Annotated in this window: 12 protein-coding genes; 11 read left to right on the top strand and 1 reads right to left on the bottom strand. The window is 45.5% G+C overall.

The annotated features are described in order from the left end of the window. The first annotated feature begins 37 nt into the window (after positions 1 to 37). The 10 genes from MKX46_RS08455 to MKX46_RS08410 all read left to right on the top strand — a co-directional run bounded on the left by MKX46_RS08455 (position 38) and on the right by MKX46_RS08410 (position 14773). Complete coding sequence (locus MKX46_RS08455) at positions 38 to 2203, top strand: DUF454 family protein (RefSeq protein ID WP_341071148.1); 2166 nt, start codon at positions 38 to 40, stop codon at positions 2201 to 2203. After that, complete coding sequence (locus MKX46_RS08450) at positions 2196 to 3851, top strand: amino acid ABC transporter ATP-binding/permease protein (protein WP_341071147.1); 1656 nt, start codon at positions 2196 to 2198, stop codon at positions 3849 to 3851. The genes MKX46_RS08455 and MKX46_RS08450 overlap by 8 nt, the downstream gene beginning before the upstream one ends. A gap of 302 nt (positions 3852 to 4153) precedes the next feature. After that, positions 4154 to 6688: a type I pullulanase gene (pulA, locus tag MKX46_RS08445; protein ID WP_341071146.1), complete on the top strand. Its 2535-nt coding sequence runs from the start codon at positions 4154 to 4156 to the stop codon at positions 6686 to 6688. A gap of 232 nt (positions 6689 to 6920) precedes the next feature. Next, on the top strand, positions 6921 to 7562 hold the full coding sequence (locus MKX46_RS08440; RefSeq protein WP_029515690.1) for a 50S ribosomal protein L25: 642 nt from the start codon (positions 6921 to 6923) through the stop codon (positions 7560 to 7562). 284 nt (positions 7563 to 7846) lie between these two features. Then, entirely contained in the window at positions 7847 to 9343 is a 1497-nt protein-coding gene (locus tag MKX46_RS08435; RefSeq protein ID WP_029515689.1) for a methyl-accepting chemotaxis protein, read from the top strand. A gap of 189 nt (positions 9344 to 9532) precedes the next feature. Beyond that, positions 9533 to 9781, top strand: a complete 249-nt coding sequence (locus tag MKX46_RS08430; protein ID WP_029515688.1) for a hypothetical protein — start codon at positions 9533 to 9535, stop codon at positions 9779 to 9781. 36 nt (positions 9782 to 9817) lie between these two features. After that, positions 9818 to 11479, top strand: a complete 1662-nt coding sequence (locus MKX46_RS08425; protein WP_176715758.1) for a sensor histidine kinase — start codon at positions 9818 to 9820, stop codon at positions 11477 to 11479. Then, complete coding sequence (locus MKX46_RS08420) at positions 11476 to 12240, top strand: LytR/AlgR family response regulator transcription factor (protein ID WP_029515686.1); 765 nt, start codon at positions 11476 to 11478, stop codon at positions 12238 to 12240. The genes MKX46_RS08425 and MKX46_RS08420 overlap by 4 nt, the downstream gene beginning before the upstream one ends. 190 nt (positions 12241 to 12430) lie before the next feature. Beyond that, entirely contained in the window at positions 12431 to 13684 is a 1254-nt protein-coding gene (locus MKX46_RS08415; RefSeq protein ID WP_341071145.1) for an L-lactate MFS transporter, read from the top strand. A gap of 177 nt (positions 13685 to 13861) precedes the next feature. Further along, positions 13862 to 14773 (top strand): serine/threonine protein kinase, encoded by a 912-nt coding sequence (locus MKX46_RS08410; protein WP_029515684.1) that lies wholly within the window; start codon positions 13862 to 13864, stop codon positions 14771 to 14773. Positions 14774 to 14816: 43 nt separating this feature from the next. Here MKX46_RS08410 and MKX46_RS08405 read toward each other — a convergent pair whose 3' ends face one another. Further along, a complete protein-coding gene (locus MKX46_RS08405) occupies positions 14817 to 16904 on the bottom strand; it encodes a vWA domain-containing protein (RefSeq protein WP_341071144.1) in 2088 nt (695 codons plus the stop codon). A 639-nt stretch (positions 16905 to 17543) separates the two neighbouring features. Here MKX46_RS08405 and MKX46_RS08400 point away from each other — a divergent pair. Further along, positions 17544 to 19712 (top strand): hypothetical protein, encoded by a 2169-nt coding sequence (locus tag MKX46_RS08400; protein ID WP_023989860.1) that lies wholly within the window; start codon positions 17544 to 17546, stop codon positions 19710 to 19712. Positions 19713 to 19774: the final 62 nt, after the last annotated feature.

Genomic DNA, 19774 nt, shown 5'->3' with positions numbered 1-19774 from the left:
GAAATCATTACTATTATAACTATTAGGGAGGATTATAGTGAAACCGATCTATATTACCTTAGGGTTTTTATTTTTGGCGCTTGGAGTTATTGGTGTAGTGCTACCGTTGCTACCGACTACACCGTTTCTGCTGCTAGCGACCTTTTTCTTTATGCGGGGGTCCGAAAGGATTCACCAGTGGTTTTCGAACACCTCTCTGTACCAAAAGCATCTAGAGAGTTTTGTCCAAACAAGGTCATTGAAGCTGTCTACGAAAATCACGTCATTGGGCTTAGCGTCAACGATGCTGATTACAGGCTTTATTTTCACCCCTAATGTGTGGGGCAAAACGCTCATCGTCTTGGTCATCCTTTTTAAATATTATTACTTTATATTCCGCATCGGAACAGTGAGAAACGCTGCAGTAGAAATAACGCCTTCATCTTCACCTGAACCTATACCTACACCTACTCCCAAAAAAAGGTCTAAAATGGTCGACAGCCGTCTGCTTGGTCTAGTGGAACATTCTCGGAAATATATCGTATTGGGTGTGCTTGTGCAGTGGATCGGTCTTTTGGGGAGTATAGCCGCTGTGTTGTCTATGGCTTTTGTTATGCAGCAAGCATGGGAAGGACAAGTGACTCGCAAGCTGATTCTATCTATGACGGTCATTGTTATTGCTGCTATTGCAGTTCGCTGCCTGAGCAATTATGCAGCCAGTATGTTATCCTATCGTGCTTCGGTGAATGCTAAAAAAACGCTGCGCTCGCAAATCTACGGCAAGTTGCTGAAGCTGGGACCCGCATATACAGATCATACCTCCACCTCGGGGGTTATTCAGGTTGCTGTAGAAGGAGTAGAGCAGCTTGAAACCTATTTCGGTAGATATATGCCTCAACTATTTTACAGTCTGCTTGCCCCCGTAACGTTATTCATCACCCTCTCTTTTGTCAGCTTCAAAGCAGCCATTATACTATTGATCTGCGTTCCCTTAATTCCAGTGTCGATCATTGTCATTATGAGGATGGCTAAAAAGCTTTTTCGGAAATATTGGGGTAGTTACGTCAATTTGGGCCACAGCTTTTTGGAAAATGTACAAGGTCTGACTACGCTCAAAATGTACGGAACAGACCAGGATAAACATCAGGAAATGAACACAGCAGCTGAGGATTTTCGCAAAATGACGATGAAAGTGCTGACTATGCAGCTTAACTCCGTGGCCATCATGGATCTTATCGCATTTGGTGGTGCCGCTGCGGGTGTACTGGTCGCGGTAAGCGAATATTCTTCGGGACATATTGGCTTGGCAGGAGCAATCATCATTGTTTTGCTGTCGGCAGAATTTTTCATTCCTCTGCGTCTGCTGGGTTCTTACTTTCATATCGCCATGAACGGAATGGCAGCAAGCGACAAAATATTTCAAATGTTGAGTACAGAGGATCTTATACAAGGACAAAAAAGCATAGAAAACACAGATATACGACTGGAACAGGTGAGTTTCGCCTACGACGAAAGAGATACCTTACGAAATATATCCATGGATATTCCTCAGGGCAGCTTGGTTTCAATTGTTGGGGAATCAGGCTCTGGTAAAAGTACGGTAGCCGGATTGATCGTTGGGCATCACGAGGGGTATCGAGGAAGTCTGACGATTGGAGGAACTGAGCTTACCGATATTTCGGAAGAAAGCCGTATGCGTCACATGACCTGGATCGGTTTTAACAGCTATATTTTTAAAGGCACCGTGGAAGCAAATTTAAAAATGGGCAATGAGCACGCGGATGAGCAACAAATGCTGGAAGCTTTGCGACAAGTGAAGCTGTATGATTTTATCCTCTCAGAAGGAGGACTGGAAGCAGAACTGGAAGAGCAGGGAGCGAATCTGTCAGGAGGACAGCGCCAACGGCTAGCACTAGCCAGAGCATTGCTGCATGATAGTCGTGTGTACATTTTTGACGAGGCCACCTCTAACATTGACAGTGAAAGTGAGGAAGGCATCATGGAGGTAATACATGCGCTGGCAGGTCAAAAAACAGTGATTCTTATCTCTCACAGACTGGAAAATGTAGTTCAATCCGACTGTATTTATGTGCTGCAAAACGGTTTGGTGGCAGAATCGGGAACGCATCATGAGCTGTTGAGCCAGCAGGAACATTATGCGGAGATGTATCTCAGTCAACACCAGGTAGAGCAGTTTGTAAAAGGAGGGGCTGTATATGCGTAGACACGGATTACGGATCATGCGCCAATTATTGGTATTGGCGGGTCCTCTTTTACCTGTACTGCTCATCACGATTGTTACAGGAGTGCTTGGTTTTGTTTGTGCTATTGGCATTATAGTGTTCGGAGCCCTCGCTCTGCTTACAGCAACGAGCATCACGACAGGCTACACCCTATCGTTTTTGCTGACGGCGATCGTGGTTTGTGCCGTACTGCGCGGGGTATTCCGTTATGGCGAGCAAATGAGTGGTCATTATCTCGCTTTCAAGCTACTGGCTGTACTGCGTGATAAGGTGCTTCAAGCCCTGCGAAGACTCGCTCCAGCCAAATTGGAAGGCAAGGACAAGGGGAATCTGATATCACTCATTACGAGTGATATTGAACTGCTGGAAGTATTTTATGCGCATACGATAGCTCCTGTTATGATTGGCATCATCACCTCACTGCTCATGGTATTTTTTATCGGTTCTTATGAGCCTCTATTAGGCTGGCTCGCTGCGCTCGCTTACCTAACTGTCGGTTTATTTATTCCCTTACTCACGTCACGTATGGGCAAACGTCAGGGGATGGAATACCGAAGCAGCTTTGGCAAGCTGAGCAGTTATTTTTTGGACAGCTTACGGGGGATGAAGGAAATTGTGCAATATGGGCAAGGAGAACAACGTTTGAATGAGATTAACCGTCGTACAGATCAATTGGATGCCAAGCAGAAGGACTTAAAGCATCATGAAGGCATCACAAGAGCCATCACAGATGCGGCTGTAGTTGGATTCTCATTCTTGATGCTGCTGGCTGGATTGTACGGAATGTCTAATGGTCAGGTTGACTTTACAGGTATGCTGATTTCTGTCATTGCCCTGTTTAGTTCATTTGGTCCGGTCGTCGCACTGAGCAATCTGTCCAACAATTTGCTTCAAACGCTGGCGAGCGGGGAACGAGTGTTGAGTCTATTGGAGGAAACCCCTGAGGTAGAGGAAAATATCGAAGGGACGAGCGTTGCCTTTACGGGAGCACGAGTAGACAAGGTGACTTTTGCATACGATGGTCAAACGGTGCTGAATGATGTAAGTTTCACGATACCGCATCAGCGGATTTTAGGCATTCAGGGTAAAAGCGGCTCAGGCAAGTCTACGCTGCTGAAGTTGCTGATGCGATTTAGGGACCCGCAGCAAGGTGCAATTTTGCTATCCGAACACGATCTGAAGGAAATTGGGACCCGACATTTGAGAGGCTTACAGAGCTATGTCGACCAGCATACGTTCCTGTTTGATGATTCCATTGCAGCTAATATCAAAATCGGAAAGCCTAATGCTACACATGAGCAGGTTGTGGAAGCAGCGCGTAAGGCATCCGTGCACGATTTTATTATGACCTTGCCTCAAGGGTATGACAGCCGAGTTGGAGAATTAGGGGACAGGCTGTCTGGTGGAGAACGTCAACGCTTGGGGCTGGCCAGAGCCTTTGTCCATGATGCGCCTCTCTTACTGCTTGACGAGCCTACCAGCAATTTGGATAGTCTGAACGAGGCGATTATTTTAAAATCGTTAAAGGAACAGCAGCAAGATAAAACGATTGTCCTTGTTTCGCATCGAAGTTCTACCTTGCGGATTGCTGATGATATTTTTCAAATGGATAATCGAAGACTGTCCTAACTTTTCTAACGTTTTTTAACGTACTTTTTTAGCGATAAGTGATGAAATCTAGGAAATTATTGTTATACCTTGAGGGCAAAAGCTGTAGCCTGTTCATGGTATTGTCATAAAATGGAGTGTGCGTTGAAATGGAAGCGTCATCCTTATTTAAATCATCCAGCTTTTCAAGCTTGTCTTATTTTGATAGCCTATTAGGTGAAGATTTTATAAAATCCTGAGGTATATTGACAAGTCATAAACATCATAAATGATGGATGAACAGAGGCTGTAAGCCGATGTACAGAAATGGGTGGTGAACAGAAATGTCAGATTTCAATCAGCTTAAGGAGCTTGAGCACACAACATATCCCATATATGAAGGCTATGATTTGGGTCTTACTTATACGCCTGCGGGCAGCAAGTTCAAGGTATGGGCACCGACTGCGAAGCAGGTCCATATAGCGTTGTATAGCGATGCGGGAGTGTACGATCAGGAGGGGAACGTTCAGGAGCACGGCGGGGGTCAGGAATTTCTCATGATCCGTGATGATCAAGGGGTATGGTCTATAGAGCTGGAAGGTGACTGGAACAAATATTATTACATGTACAGGCTGGAGTGGGCGGACAACACCGTTCATTATGCTGCCGATCCATATGCCACAGCGGTATCAGCCAACGGGCAGCGTACAGCGATCATTGATTTGGCTCAAACCAACCCGGATGGATGGGAATTGGATGCGGGGCCTACCCTTAAGCGGCCGACGGATGCCATTCTTTATGAGGTTCATGTGCGTGATTTTTCGATGGATACCCATTTTAATACGGGGAAAAAAGACTTATCTACTGCTCAGGGACGGTTTGAGGCCTTTACGTATACGGGATTGAAGGATCCTGAGGGGAACAGCATCGGGCTGGATCATCTGCTGGAACTGGGCATTACACATGTTCATTTGCTTCCAGTAGCTGATTTTCATACGGTGAACGACTTTGCGGAATTAGATACTGAATATAACTGGGGCTATGATCCGCAGCATTATAATGTGCCGGAGGGGTCTTATTCCTCCAATCCGGCTGATCCGGAGGCACGTATACGAGAGTTGAAACTGCTGGTACAGTCTTTGCATTCTGCCGGCATCGGTGTCATTATGGACGTCGTGTACAACCATACGTATTCGGTGGAACAGGGGCCATTTGAGCCTGTTGTACCTGGATATTATTACCGTACGGATGAACAAGGACAGCTCACCAATGGATCAGGTGTAGGCAATGAGGTGGCAACCGAACGTCCGATGGTGCGCAAGTATATCAAGGATTCACTACGCTATTGGGCAGAGGAATATCATATAGACGGCTTTCGATTTGATCTGATGGGTCTGATTGATACACCAACCATGGTGCAACTTACGCAAGAACTTCGCTCTGAAGTGCGTCCGGATCTGCTGATCTATGGTGAGCCTTGGACGGGAGGAGAATCTCCACAACCCTTGCTTACGCTAAAAGGAACACAACGGGACAAAGGCTTTGCTGTTTTTAACGACAACTACCGTTCTGCTATTAAGGGGGATAGCGACGGTACTGGAAGCGGGTTTGCCACGGGGGCAGAACATCAGGAGGAGCAGGTGCTCAAAGGTGCTTTTGGGGCTATTCATGATTTCACAGCTCAGCCATCGGAGACCGTCAATTATGTAACTGCCCACGATAATCTCAATCTGTGGGATAAAATTTTGACGGTAAGACATTTGCGGGAGCACTGTCGTTTTCCACAATGGGAGCAGGGGAAGCCACAGGATGGGAGGACACCTGAACATGCTGTTGCCGAAGCAGATCCGTATGGGGAACTGGATGAAAATAACCTGCTAGAGGACGAAACCGTGCGCAAGTCCCTGTTGGCCAACGGCATGGTACTCACATCTCAAGGTATTCCTTTTATTCATGCAGGGGATGAACTGTTGCGCTCCAAATATGGAGACCACAATAGTTACCGGAGCTCAGATGTGGTCAATGCCATTCATTGGGATAACAAGGCGAGGTTTCGCCCCGTGTTTGATTACTACCAAGGCTTAATTGCTTTGCGACGCAGCCACCCAGCATTCCGAATGGACCAACGTGAGCTGGTGGAGCAGCACATGGAAGTGCTGCAAAGCAGTGGGCATGTGGTGGCCTTTGCTTTGAGGCACCATGCTAACGGCGATGCCTGGAATCATATTGTGGTGATTTATAACGGCTCGGATACGGAGCAGACGATAGTATTGCCTGCGGAATCGGATCGTTGGCATGTGGTCGTGGACGCACACGGGGCTGGTAATGAGACACGGTATGAAGTCGTAGGCCATCGTGTAACTGTATCGCGCTGGTCAATGATGGTGTTATATGATCAGGAAGAACCTGCACGAGTCTCCTTTTTGACTGAACAAGATCAGGCTAATCGTCAGGCGGAGAACGAATTGGAAGACTCGGATGAGGGAACAGATCAAGAAATTGCAGGTACAGCCATGGCTTTGACAGATGTGCAGCTTGGAAACGATAATGAAGTCGCTCCATTTCGTACGATTGAACTGATCTACGAGCGTACGGATCGGCAATACACTGGCTGGAACGTATGGGTATGGGGAACTGGGCATCGCGACGGACATGTCGAATTTCGGGATTTGGATGACGGTCGTGCAATAGCGCGTATTCAGGTGGCTCCTGATATACAGCGAATTGGCTACATTGTCCGGCTTAATCACTGGGATGCCAAGGATGTTGAGGCAGATCGATATATTGATATAGACCAGAACCAGTCTGTGATGCAGGTACTGATTCATAGTGGCAGAGAAGAATATTTGTTACTGGTAAATGATAATCGGGCCGGTTAGACTTGCGTGCTTGGTTGCGTATATACACAAAAATAGCATTTTTCGATCATTTCGAGAAATGCTATTTTTTTATGCAAACGTGTGTCAGTTTCAGAAAAAAGGGGTAAAATAGAATTATGGACTTGTTTAGTTTTGCCAGCTAGCTGGCTTACATCCTGTAGTACGACTGGTAAACAGGCAAGATTCTTGGAGGAAAATCATTTGTAAGGTAACCTGAAGGAGGTTGTATATCATGAGTTCTAATGGAGGAAGTATTCAACTGACCGCCCAGCCGAGAACAGAGAAGAAGGGTTCGGCCATTCGTGGATTGAGGTTAAAAGGACGGATTCCAGCTGTGGTTTACGGCTCTGAGCTTGAAGGAACCCCTGTACATGTCGATGCCAAGGAATTTAATAAAGTAGTCAAAACCGGACGTTCAGAGGTGTTTAACCTCACAGTAGAGGGTGGAGAAACCATTCCAGTTATTATTAAAGATTATCAACAGCGTGACAACCAATGGTTGCATGCCGACTTTCTGAAAATCTCCAAAAACAAACCGCTTCGCGTGCGTGTTTCTATTGATTATCAGGGTACACCTGCAGGTACAAAAACAGGTGGTATTCTGCAAGTTCAGGAAACGGAAGTTGAGGTCGAAGGTCTTCCGGCTGATTTGCCATCTACCATTGAGGTGGATGTATCCGCGCTGGATGTTGGCGACAAGCTGAGCGCTAGCGACTTGAAACTCCCTAAAGGAGTAACACTGCACGTCCCTGAAGAAGAACTGCTTGCTTCTATTATCGTTCCACGTGCAGTTGAAGTAGAAAATGCTGCTGTGGAAGGTGATGCAGCGGCAACCGAAGGCGCTGAAGAGGCTTCTGAAAACAAGGAATCCTAATATTATCAGTGGTACATGAACCTTTTCCAATTGCAAAGATCATCAAAAATGAATTCAAAATCGCTCCCTGTCAGGGGGGCGATTCTTTGCATTCATTTATTTACAATTACATACTCTTTCCCTTTAAGAGTTGTCCTGTTGTAATTTGACGATTAAAGGGAATGTGGAGTGTTTGCATGATTTTCATTCACTACGTGTTCTGATATGACGATATATAAAGTATGGTATTTACATTTTTATTTTATAAATACCTAATATATATTCTAAGGAGCGCGTACACAATCATGGACAGAACGAGTGAATTGTTGTGGCAAAGAAACAAATTGGTGATCATTATTTTTTGGATTATGGCCTTGAGCGGCATCGTCCCGGCATTATCTAATCCCTCGATGTGGGTATCTAATGGTGTAGGATTTGTAGTCGCGGCAGTTTTAACGATCCTGAATGTGAAAAAGAAAGGAATCCGCCTTATTCCGTGGATTACTACGTTTTTTAGCGTATTAATGTGTATATTTTTGAACTTATCTAACGTCGAGGTAGGGACCACCATATTAATTTGCTCTTTGTTTTTGCTGTATCCGTCTTACCGGTATTTTCTGGTAGCTATGACCTTAAATCTCTGTAATATATTTGTGCAAATAACAATCGGTACGCCCCCAATTCCCCCGGCTACCGGTTCTTTGCGCTATGTGCATGAGTTTATTATTGTTTTACTCATTGGTTTGCTACTGTTAGTGGTATCGGTGTTAAATCAAAAGCAGTTTAAGAAAAGTGAAGAGCAAAATAAAGATATCGATGCTACAAGGCAACGAATTGAATTTCTGTTTGAGCAAGTTAGACAAGCAGTGGCTGGATTGCATAGCTTTACAGAACGATTCAGGAATCAAGTAGATGCGACGGGCAGCGTGACAAATGAAGTCGCTATCGGATTTCAGGAGGTTGCCAAAGGGGTAGAAATGCAAGCTTCGAATATCACCGAGGTTACGGATAACTTGGCTCAATCTGACCAGCACGTGCGAGAGGTAGCTGATCATTCCCGAGAACTGAAGCAGCTTTCCGAAGATACGAAAAATGCCGGGGACAGAGGGAGCAGTCAACTGCTTGCATTGACGTCTCAAATTAAGGATTTGGGTCAAGTCATGAGTCGTACCAAAGAAGAACTGGACGAGTTTAGAGTACAAAGTGATAACATGTCTGCCATGCTTAAAGATATTACTCAAATCTCGAAACAAACTAATTTGCTGTCCTTGAATGCATCCATTGAGGCCGCCAGAGCGGGAGAGCATGGAAAAGGATTTGCCATCGTAGCTGGCGAAGTGCGTAATTTGGCTGAAATGGTAGGGAACACCTCGGTGGCGATGGAAGCTATTTTGACTCAACTGAGAACTCAGATGGATTCTGTCGTAAGCCAATTTGACATGGGACAGCACAGGCTACAGCAAAGTATGGAATCGGCACATTCGACCGAAATTGTACTGGAAGACATCCTGCAAAACGCCAATAAAGTGCTGATGCAGGCCGTGGATGTGGAAAACAGTACGAATAGCATGCAGCAGTATTCATCTCAGGTTGTTCAAGAGATGACGGAATTTTCAAGTGTAACGGAACAGGCGAGTGCAGCATCAGAACAAATTTTGGCTGGAGTAGAGGAACAACGAAATATAACCTCCAATATGGTGACCGGGTTTAGTGAGCTAGAGGCGTTGATTATCCAATTAAAAGAACTGGTACATGATCAGAAGGAGTACAACAGTCCTACCGAAATCAGCAAAAGCAAATAACCGACAAGCTTCTTCATCGGACTAGAGAGCCGGGGAGTATCGCTATCAAGCGGTACTCTCCGGTTTTTTTCTGCGTTTGAAGAAGGGAAATGAAGAAGAGGCGATTTCTAGAAGCTATAATTAGATGGAAGTTGATGGTATAATTTGTGGCAGTTTAAATGCTTTGTAACTAAGGGGGGATAAATTCTTATGGAGCTTAAATATTTGTTATTCGGCGTGTTGAGCCTATTGGGTAGCGGAGTGATATATACGATGGAGCGCTTTATAGCGGTCATTCAATGGGCTGCGAATTCCGTACCTGTTAAATTGAATAGTTCGGGCATTTCTATGTCAGAACCTGATATGCCGAGTTTTGTTGACAATATATTTGTTATTATTTTATTCGTATGTGGCTTGATGATACTTGGGTATGGTGTGTATGAACGACGTACACGATAACATAAGCATATTCGTTTTTATTTGGGAGGAACGCAGGTGAACGCCTTGTTGGAAATGCTGATGCAGCTATTTGAGCGCGCAGCGTTGTTACTGATTTGTTTATTTTTTATTACACGTATCCCCCGATTTAAGGAAACCTTGCAAAAGAACAGTCATTCTCCGGCAGAGCTGGCCATACTAACATTGATTTTTTGCATGTTTGCACTGTTCGGCACCTACACCGGGATTGAAGTTGAAGGTTCGCTTGTTAACGTTCGAATCATAGCAATTATGGCAGGCGGTATTTTGTTTGGACCCTGGGTTGGGATCGTTACAGGTATTATATCGGGTATCCATCGTTATCTGATTGATATCGGGGGAGTGACCTCGATTCCGTGTCTGATTACGAGTATTCTGGCAGGTGTGGTGTCAGGATACATCGGCCGCCGGGTCAATCGTTCCAAGAGATGGCTGGTCGGTATCGCCGCAGGTATGGTCTGCGAAGCGTTGACGATGCTGCTCATTATGGTGATGGCACAACCCCATAGCCTTGGAGTGGACATCGTTTCCAAGATTGGTCTACCGATGATTATCGGAGAAGTCAGTATCGGTTTAATCGTTCTGTTGATCCAGAGTGTGGAGGGGGAAAAGGAGAATATCGCGGCCAGACAGGCCAAGCTGGCACTGGATATTGCCAATAAGACGTTACCTTATTTTCGCTCCATTAATGCCGAATCCTTGCATACGATTTGCTCGATCATAAAAGAAGACATCAAGGCAGACGCGGTGGCGATTACGGATACCAGAGATGTGCTGGCCTATGTCGGTTTTGGCGAAGAGCGTTATCACATCGGAGATGAGATCATTAGCGATGTGACTAAATCGACGATCCGCAGCGGTAAAATCACGATCCGCAATCATATTGCAGACGATAAAACACCCCAAATCCAGTCCCTGCTCATTATCCCGTTAGAGGAGCGCGGAGAAGTAACCGGAACGTTGAAGATTTATTATCGCAAAGCTTATAAAATCACGTATCCGTTGCAGACGATGGCGATTGGCTTGTCTCAAATCATTTCCACGTTAATGGAAGTATCGCGTGTGGAGCAAATTAAGGAAGCGGCGAATAAGGCCGAGTTAAAGGCACTCCAGACTAAGATCAATCCTCATTTTCTGTTCAACGCGCTGAACGCCATTGCCTCGACGACACGCACCAAGCCGGATAAGGCACGAGAGCTGATCATTAATTTATCGGGTTATCTGCGCTATAATTTGGAGCTGAATGATGATTTGATTGAAATTCATAAGGAGCTTCAGCAGGTGTCTGATTACGTAGAAATTGAAAAAGCACGCTTCGGCAACCGGCTTCAGGTAGAGTATGTAATGGATGAGGTGTCTGTGCGTATTCCAAGCCTTATTATCCAGCCCCTGGTTGAGAATGCGATTAATCATGGAATCCTCAAGAAAAAGGGGGCAGGTACAGTAACCATTTCTGTAAAGGATCGTGGAGAAAAGGTGCGTATTTCTGTGGCAGATACCGGGGTGGGTATACGCGATGATGTTGTGGATAACCTGTATCATGATCGGGTTCCGGCTAAACAGATCGGCTTGTACAATGTGCACAGACGACTCAAGCTTATGTACGGCGAAGGAGTTATTATTCTCAAGCATGAGCCGGGCACCGAAGTTTATTTTGACATACCAAAGGAGAAGTCATGAAGGCCATAATTGTAGAAGATGAACTTCCGGCGCGTGAAGAGCTGGAGTATCTTATTCAGACTCATAGCAACATTGAGGTGACCGATAGTTTCGAGGATGGGCTAGATGTGTTTCGGTTTCTGCAAGATCAGGAGACGGATGCGATCTTTCTGGACATTAATATTCCTTCATTGGACGGGATGCTGCTGGCACAGAACATTAGCAAATTTGCCAAAAAGCCCTATATTATTTTTACGACCGCCTATAAAGAACATGCGGCGCAGGCTTTTGAACTGGAGGCGTTCGACTACATCCTCAAACCCTATGATGAAAAACGGATCGCATCTATGCTGCGTAAGCTGGAAAATGCTTATGAGCAGCAGAACGTTCCAATACAGGAGCCTGTCCAGACGGCGCAACCCCGAGCTGCTGAAGCCAGCACCGTTGCTGCGCCAGGTCGTATTAATCTGCTGAAAAATGACAAAATCATCGTAACGGATGCGAACGATATTTACTATGCGTGTGCGCAGGAAAAGGTGACCCGTGTCTTTACTAGGCACGAAGAATATACGATGCCGATGAGCATTTCAGAATTTCATAGCCGGTTGCCGCAGCAGGACTTTTTCCGCTGTCACCGATCGTACACAGTTAATCTGTCGCAGATCCGTGAAATTGTACCTTGGTTTAATCATACGTATCTCCTGCGTTTGCGTGGACTAGAGGCTGAAATTCCAGTAAGCCGTAGCAAGGCCAAGGAATTTCGGCAAATTATGCGACTTTAAAGGCATTTCATTCCGCTATATGTGCATTTCATTCCTCAAACGATTTCTGGCTGACATGCAGGGTTATAATAACCCGTGTAGAGAGAATCCTTACAGACTTGCTCCTCCTCAGGCGCAAAGTATACTGGATTCCCGGTTATCATAATCACAAATTGACGCTGTAGAGCCGGAATGAAAAGAGGAGATTGAAATGAAAACAAACAGCGGAAATCGTTGGCTTGTCGTACTTGGAACAATAATTGTACAAATGGGATTAGGAACCATTTACACATGGAGTTTATTTAATCAACCGTTGGTGGACCGCTTTGGCTGGAACCTCAGTTCGGTTGCCATTACATTTTCAATTACCAGTTTTGCACTGGCGTTTGCTACCTTATTCGCAGGCAAACTACAGGATAAATGGGGACTACGTCGTTTGATTTTGTGTGCAGGTGTCGTGTTAGGAGCAGGGCTCATGCTCAGTTCACAGGTAACTTCGTTATCCCTGCTATATATTTTGGCGGGTATTGTCGTAGGTTTTGCGGATGGAACGGCATATATTACATCACTTTCTAATCTGATTAAATGGTTTCCTGAGAAAAAAGGACTTATTTCCGGTATTTCGGTTGGGGCATATGGAACAGGCAGTCTTATATTCAAGTATATTAATGGTTCGTTGATTCAGTCCGTTGGTGTATCGCAAGCGTTCTTATATTGGGGAATGATCGTGCTGATCATGATTGTGGGTGGTTCTTTCCTGGTAAAAGAAGCTGTAGTCGTGAACAAGCCTTCGGTACAAAATGGGGTTGTACAGCGGGACTACACCGTTAAAGAAATGCTGCGCACCAAGCAGGCATACCTGCTGTTCGTCATGTTCTTTACCGCTTGTATGAGTGGTCTATACCTGATTGGAGTCGTCAAAGATATCGGCGTACGGATGGCCGGCCTAGATGTAGCAACAGCCGCGAATGCGGTCGCTATGGTCGCTATTTTCAATACGGCAGGTCGGATCATTTTAGGTGCGCTATCGGATAAAGTAGGTCGTCTGAAAGTAGTAGCGGGTGCTCTATTAACAACGGCGGTTGCAGTTACAGTGTTAAGTTTGGTACCGCTGAATTATGGTTTGTTCTTTGCCTGTGTAGCAGGAATTGCTTTTTGCTTCGGCGGCAACATTACAGTCTTTCCTGCCATCGTAGCTGATTTCTTTGGACTGAAAAATCAAAGTAAAAACTATGGTATTGTGTATCAAGGCTTTGGCCTTGGTGCGCTGGCGGGGTCATTTATCGCAGCCTTGCTCGGCGGATTCATCCCGACCTTTACCACAATTGCTGTGCTGTGCGTCGTATCGTTCCTGATTGCCCTTACCATTCGCACTCCAGAACAAGGTAAAGGCAAACTGCGCAGTGAACGGAAGAAAAATACGAACAGTGTGCGTAGCATGAAGCCCGGAACAAAACTGGGTTAAAGGATTTGAGAAAAAAGGACCAGATGAATGCCAAAAGACCTGTCATCATTTCTCTGTGGGAGATTATGGCAGGTTATTTGTTTTTCCAATAATCTATTTTACGGTATAATAAAAAGATGTGTAATAAGCCGATATATACAAAAGACATAAGCTAAGAACCTGACAGGAGGACGAGTCATGATCGTGGATACAAGCGGGAATCTGCTTGCCCGCAATACGAAGCTGCGAAATACATATCAAATTCGAAGCGCCTTGTCCCGCAGTGAGCTGGCCATCGTGTATACGGCAAGGCTGTTGGATAACCGAGAAAAGGTCATTGTGAAGGAATTTTTTCCGAATGCACTGGCTTTGCGGGGGATGGATCGAAAAACGGTCACTTGCGGTGCTTCTATGCAATCCAAATACGTGGAGTTTATGCATTATTTTTTGCGTGAAGGGCAAATGTTGAAGGAGTTAAGTCACCCGGGAATTGTCGGTTATATAGATCACTTTGAGGAAAATGGAACTGCCTATCTGGTCATGGAATACTGTGCAGGCAAGACACTGGATCGAATGATGAAAGAAGAGGCTGCGCCAACGTATGACCCCACTTTTTTGTACCATACGCTGCTACCTTTAATTGATGCCATGGAGTACATTCATGACAAAGGAATTATTCATCGGGATATTAAGCCGGGCAACATTATGATTGGGGAAAATGGCAACGTCAAGCTGATTGATTTTGGTTCGGCTGTGCATTTTGAAGGCAAAGAGCATCCGATTTTCACCACGGCGGGCTATTCTCCGCTGGAATTTTACTCTAATCGTTCGCAGCAGGGACCTGTGTCGGATATCTATAGTTTGGCCGCTACGCTGTATTATTGCCGAAAAGGAACACCTCCGCCAGATGTGCCAGGCCGATTATTTGCAGATCATGCTGAGCGGATTCAGATTGAAAATGCGGGACTTTCTCTGCTGCCGTATGTCATTCGGCGTGGTCTGGAGGTACAGGCTAACAAGCGCTGCCGCTCACTTCGATGGTTTAAAGCCGCACTACGTGCGGAATATTGGATAAAAAAAGGGAAGCGCCCTACTCTTACGGTTCGTTAATCGTAAGAGACGGCGCTTCTCTTTTTTTACGTTGTGACCGACATTATCCTGTCGGAGCTTGGATATGGTCGGTGTACACTGAAGTATTTGGTTTAATCGCTTTGTATCGCAGCTCGATTTCAGTGACACCATCCTCGAATGTAATGTACAGTTTGTCACTGTACTCCATGACCGCTTTTTTGTTGCGAGCTAATCTGATCTTTCCATGCTGTAAGGCACAGCGTGTATCATGTTTCACGATCAGGCTCCCTTTTTTACCTGCGGAAAATAGGATCCGTTCCGCTTCTGGCAACGGTTCGTGAACGTCAAGCGTACGGAACAACTCCTGCAAGCTGACCTTACGACCCGGAAAGGAGGTGAGCGGCCAGGATTTTACGGGAATCTCCTGCCCACTTGCTGTAGCGAGAAAATATCCTTCGATTCTTCCGGCAAACTGCGGCTTCGGCCGCAAGAACCAATACAGAAGAGCGGCTACCACGATACTGATGGCTACTGTCCATTTAATGGCTGTATACCGAGATTGTACGGTAACGGTTAGTGTAGCGCTGCTGGATGCTCCTTCCGGATCGGTGGCAGTAATCTTTAGCTGAGAGTCACCTGTGCGGAGCTCGGATAGCAGCAGATCATTACCGTTAATCTCAGCATGGATCGCATCCCCAGAGGATTCTGAATCCAACTTATAGTTCAGCTTGTCATGATTCGGGTCAACAATAAAATCCGAAACACTTCGACGGGAATCACCGTCTTCTTTCACCAGGTGAATCGTCAGGTCTTTTAAGACCTGTGGCGCTGCATTGGCCGCGTGAACTTTATGTACAGTTCCCTTACGGTACCATTGCGGGCTATCCAGAGATAGCTGCCATGTATAATCCCCGGTTTGAGGGAACGCATATTCGGTATGGAAGGTTCCTGACTTATAGGTCATAGGCACCTTTTTGGCTGTGCCCCCTTTTGGAGTAACAATAATATGGGCTTGGAGAGACGTATATACGGCTTCATCCGTAAGCTTTTGACTGTCGGGTAACAGGAGCTGAGCTTGAAACGGTGTGGCTTGACCTTTCAGCAACTGCACAGGCTTGTCGCCATGAGTGGCCGATGCTTGCTTTCCTCCCATGGTTGCTTCGGCTTCCAGTCGGTAGCTGCCAAGTAAATTGATTTTCACCAAATCTCCGCGTATGCCCCGTAGTTTCAACTTCACTTTACCTGCCTGTGGATGCTCGGTTTTTAAAATCGCATATCGGCTCGACTTGTACCTGCGGACATTTTCTGAATTGGAATATAGCTGTGTTTCCAGAAGGGGATGCTCCGACAAAAGCACCAGATTGGCTTCCTCCATACTGGAATCAGGTAGAGTTACAGTTAATTCCTGCATCTCGCCAGTGGTCGTAATTGCAGCAATTGGAACGAGCTTGGAGCGAATTTGACTGGCGAAAATACGGTTCAGAATTTCCGGCAGATCCTCGGCACTACTCGTAATAAAAGAAGCTCCACCCGTTTGAGAAGCGATCCGTTCGAGTTCTTGTCGGTTCACTGTGCCATCATGGTTCAGACCAATCGTGTACACCGGATATCCTTTGGTCTGTGCAGATTTGATGACAGAGGATACATCGTTATTGGAGTCACCTTTGGATCGGGAACCAGAGGAGGCACCAAAATCAGTCTCTCCATCTGACAATAGAATCATAAAAGGCTGACGCCCTTGGGATGCTCCTGCCGCTAGAAGCTCCGAGCCTTTGCGCAACCCAAGTCCCAAATCCGTATAACCGGAACGGTTAAGTGTTCTGATTTCCTGCTGGATCTGGGATTTTTGCGCTGCCACGGCAATCGAAGTGAGTGGTTTCGAGGCGACCACGTGATGATTGTAGGCAACGAATCCGACGCGTGTGCGGTCTGCATCACTCAAATCCATAAACATATTGATGACTTCCGCGGCAATGCCCTCAGGATCGGTATCCCTCATGGAATAACTGGTATCCAATACAAAAACGGCATCATAACCCTCGATCGGGACAGCGCCTAAAGATACTGCATTAGCCTGATTTACAGTGCAAATGACCCCGTTTAAGCCCATTTGTAAAAATAGTACAAAAGTCATGAAAATGATAATCCCTAGTTTCCTTATTCTGAACATAAGCTCCTCCATCGCCGAGGCCAACATGGGGGGATCAACTCTCCTAATCCTTGGGATATAAGGGATAAAGGATCAAAACAGCTGATAACCCTCACATTAGCCATGAATTTGATTCTTTTACGCTTATCAGAAATATCCAATGGACTTCTATCGGTAATTAAGTTCCATTTGTGAATATTTCCCTGAAGAAACAGGTCTAACATATCATGAAAATTACGTATTCACGCATAAAATGAGTCAAAATGCCCTATTTCAATCTGAGACTACAGAAATTGACAAAACTGAAGGGTTCTTTGTATGATAGCTCTCGTATCAACGGCAAAAATTGGGATTGAAGTTAGGAATACGAAATCATAAATTTGAAATTTCTGTGTTATCTGACTTTTGATTTTGAAAAAACATCTCATGTGCATGCTTTGCCGTTAAAAGCCGAATAACGCTTCGGACCGATTTTCGAGGTTACATGCCTGTACCGTAAATGTGGTATAAGCTCAATCCTTTGACGAATTTAAATGTTAAGTAGGGGGGAGGAGGCAAAAGAACTAAAAATGAGTATTCGTCCGTTTCAAATTGGACATCCCGTGTCCGTATATGGAGCAATGGACCTATAACTCATACTTTATTCATTTGCCGACAGCGATGGAAATCATTTATCAAACCAACCGGACAATGCTTTTTGAAGAGATTAACCCGGAAAAGCTGGACCTGATCACCATAGTAGGTGATGTGAAGGGTATTGACAGCTTGAGCGATGAGAAGATCAAGGAAATTAATCAGCACCTTCTGGTGCGCAGCTTTGACGAATTTTTGGATAAGTTTTCGCCGACCGTGTATTCGTTTTTTAACGCGGCCAATCAAAAAGTCGTCTACACCCTTAAAAAGCCAGAAGGAATTGATGAGGATAGCATTTCTGAAATTCGTGTAAATCAAAGTAATGACTTTCTGAAAATGTTGTTTACGCTCATCGATACCAAGCGGAGTCAAGGAATCACTAATGTAGATTTCAAATTTGAAAATCTGCTGGATATGATTTCACCGAAAAAGGTCATGGATGATATTCGCCAAGTCCGCAAAGAAATTCACTATATGTACGGTGAATACGACAAGCTGGATGATGGTGACCCGAAGAAACTCGACATGGGGGACAAGCTGAATGGCATGTTCGAGGAAGCGAGTCAAAACTACAACAACGTTATGGCTATGCTTCCACTGGCAATTGAGGACATCAAAACCCGCCTTCTGCTCGGTGGCGCGCAAGAGGAAAACTCCGGTGAACTGATCCAGGTGGGCATGCTCTCCATTGGGGAAAGCGGCGAACTGAAAATTATTGAAGCGCCGAAGAGCGACAGCACTGAGCTGATGTTGTTGGATGAGAACAGCACTGGCGATCTCTCTCAAGTATTCGAAGAAGATTATAACTCTATCACAGATACGCCTTCTGATTATGTGAAGGATTTGGTAGTTCGCACGTTTGTGCCACTGCCAGCTGTTCAGACCAAGGTGGATACAGCAGTTGAGGTTCAGAACTACAACACGTATCTGGAGTTCTATAAAAATGCCAAGGATGATTTCGTAAAGGCGGTTAAGCCGCTTGTGGAAAAAATTCTCGGTGTCAAAATGTTCTTCGATCAATATGCAACGAAGAGCAAAGGCATGCTGCCGACAATGCTGGTGGCGAACAACAAGCTGGACATGCTGGTAAAAAGCAGCAATATCCCGCGCCTGGAAACGTACCTGAACACGGTGAATGCTAAGAATGAATTCAGCGACACGATCTGGTTCGGTATCGTTCCATCCGTCGAGCTGGAAGCAGCCGGTAAGGTAAAAGTTTCACGTGAACGCTTCAAGGGCAACGAGAAGGTCGTTAAGCAGGGCGGCAATTCAATGGAATCGCTCTCGATGCTGCTGCAAGTCGTGAAGGATTACAAAATTCAAATGTTCTTTAATTTTGAATCCGGTGAAGAAACGACTTTCAACAGTATGGCAACAGCAGGCATTGATAAATATGTCGATAAATGCGCTAGTCTCGTTCGCAGAGAATATAGCGAATTTGCAATTCCTTGTGTACCGAACTTTACGATTATTCCGAAGGACAAATCGGGTGTCATTATCGACAGCAAAATGCTACAGACCGAAGATGGTGTACAGCTCTCTAAGGAGAAAGAGGATATTCTCAAGCTGTGGATCGAGGGCGTTTATGTAGGTGCAGCCTACGTTGCCGCCGGCTTGGTCGCTTCCTATCAGTGTCCTGAATACCTGCGTGAGACGTTCAAAACGGTCAATAAGAACTTCCCTGGCGTACGCTTCGATATCGAGGCAGGAGACAACAGTCTGCGCACGGTGACGACGATGGCCAAGGAAATCACCGGTTTCACCAACACGATCAAGGATGCCATCAACCGTAAAAACTTCGGCTTTGTATTCTCGTCCGAGAATGCACAGATCCAGGATAAGGATATCCGCCGGATTACCGTCTACAAGGCGAGAAGCATGGCGATGTCTGAGGACGGTTTTGACTCCATCTACAAGACGCTGGTCAGCACGTACATTGAACGTATTTTGCGCTACCAGACAGGGGACTTCAAACACGAAAATATCGTCCGCTTCTTCAGTAACAATCCGAGCAGTCAGAAGAGCAAGTGGCTGAGCAGCAGAGGATCTGTTAACTCGATCATTCAGGACGGAGACGATATGAGCTTCATTATTGATGAGAAAAGCAATATGTGCCATATCGACCTGGTCTTCAACGGTAATGTGAAGAACCTGGAAGTCATGATCACTAAAGGAACCAGCTCGGTCAAATCATGATCCGAGCCCTACGAAAGATGTTAGAGGCGTTTCTTTCTAGAACCGCCTTTATACATAAATCG

The organism is Paenibacillus sp. FSL P4-0113 (assembly GCF_038009305.1).
Lineage (GTDB): Bacteria > Bacillota > Bacilli > Paenibacillales > Paenibacillaceae > Paenibacillus > Paenibacillus polymyxa_D.
Note: the sequence above shows the minus strand (reverse complement) of the source record. Positions and strands in the feature narration are given on the sequence as shown.

Bases quoted from the DNA above. Each gene is read 5' to 3' on its own strand.
- MKX46_RS08450 (WP_341071147.1), top strand. From the start codon at position 2,196: ATGCGTAGACACGGATTACGGATCATGCGCCAATTATTGGTATTGGCG.
- pulA (WP_341071146.1), top strand. From the start codon at position 4,154: ATGTCAGATTTCAATCAGCTTAAGGAGCTTGAGCACACAACATATCCC.
- MKX46_RS08440 (WP_029515690.1), top strand. From the start codon at position 6,921: ATGAGTTCTAATGGAGGAAGTATTCAACTGACCGCCCAGCCGAGAACA.
- MKX46_RS08435 (WP_029515689.1), top strand. From the start codon at position 7,847: ATGGACAGAACGAGTGAATTGTTGTGGCAAAGAAACAAATTGGTGATC.
- MKX46_RS08430 (WP_029515688.1), top strand. From the start codon at position 9,533: ATGGAGCTTAAATATTTGTTATTCGGCGTGTTGAGCCTATTGGGTAGC.
- MKX46_RS08420 (WP_029515686.1), top strand. From the start codon at position 11,476: ATGAAGGCCATAATTGTAGAAGATGAACTTCCGGCGCGTGAAGAGCTG.
- MKX46_RS08415 (WP_341071145.1), top strand. From the start codon at position 12,431: ATGAAAACAAACAGCGGAAATCGTTGGCTTGTCGTACTTGGAACAATA.
- MKX46_RS08410 (WP_029515684.1), top strand. From the start codon at position 13,862: ATGATCGTGGATACAAGCGGGAATCTGCTTGCCCGCAATACGAAGCTG.
- MKX46_RS08405 (WP_341071144.1), bottom strand. From the start codon at position 16,904: ATGTTCAGAATAAGGAAACTAGGGATTATCATTTTCATGACTTTTGTA.
- MKX46_RS08400 (WP_023989860.1), top strand. From the start codon at position 17,544: ATGGAAATCATTTATCAAACCAACCGGACAATGCTTTTTGAAGAGATT.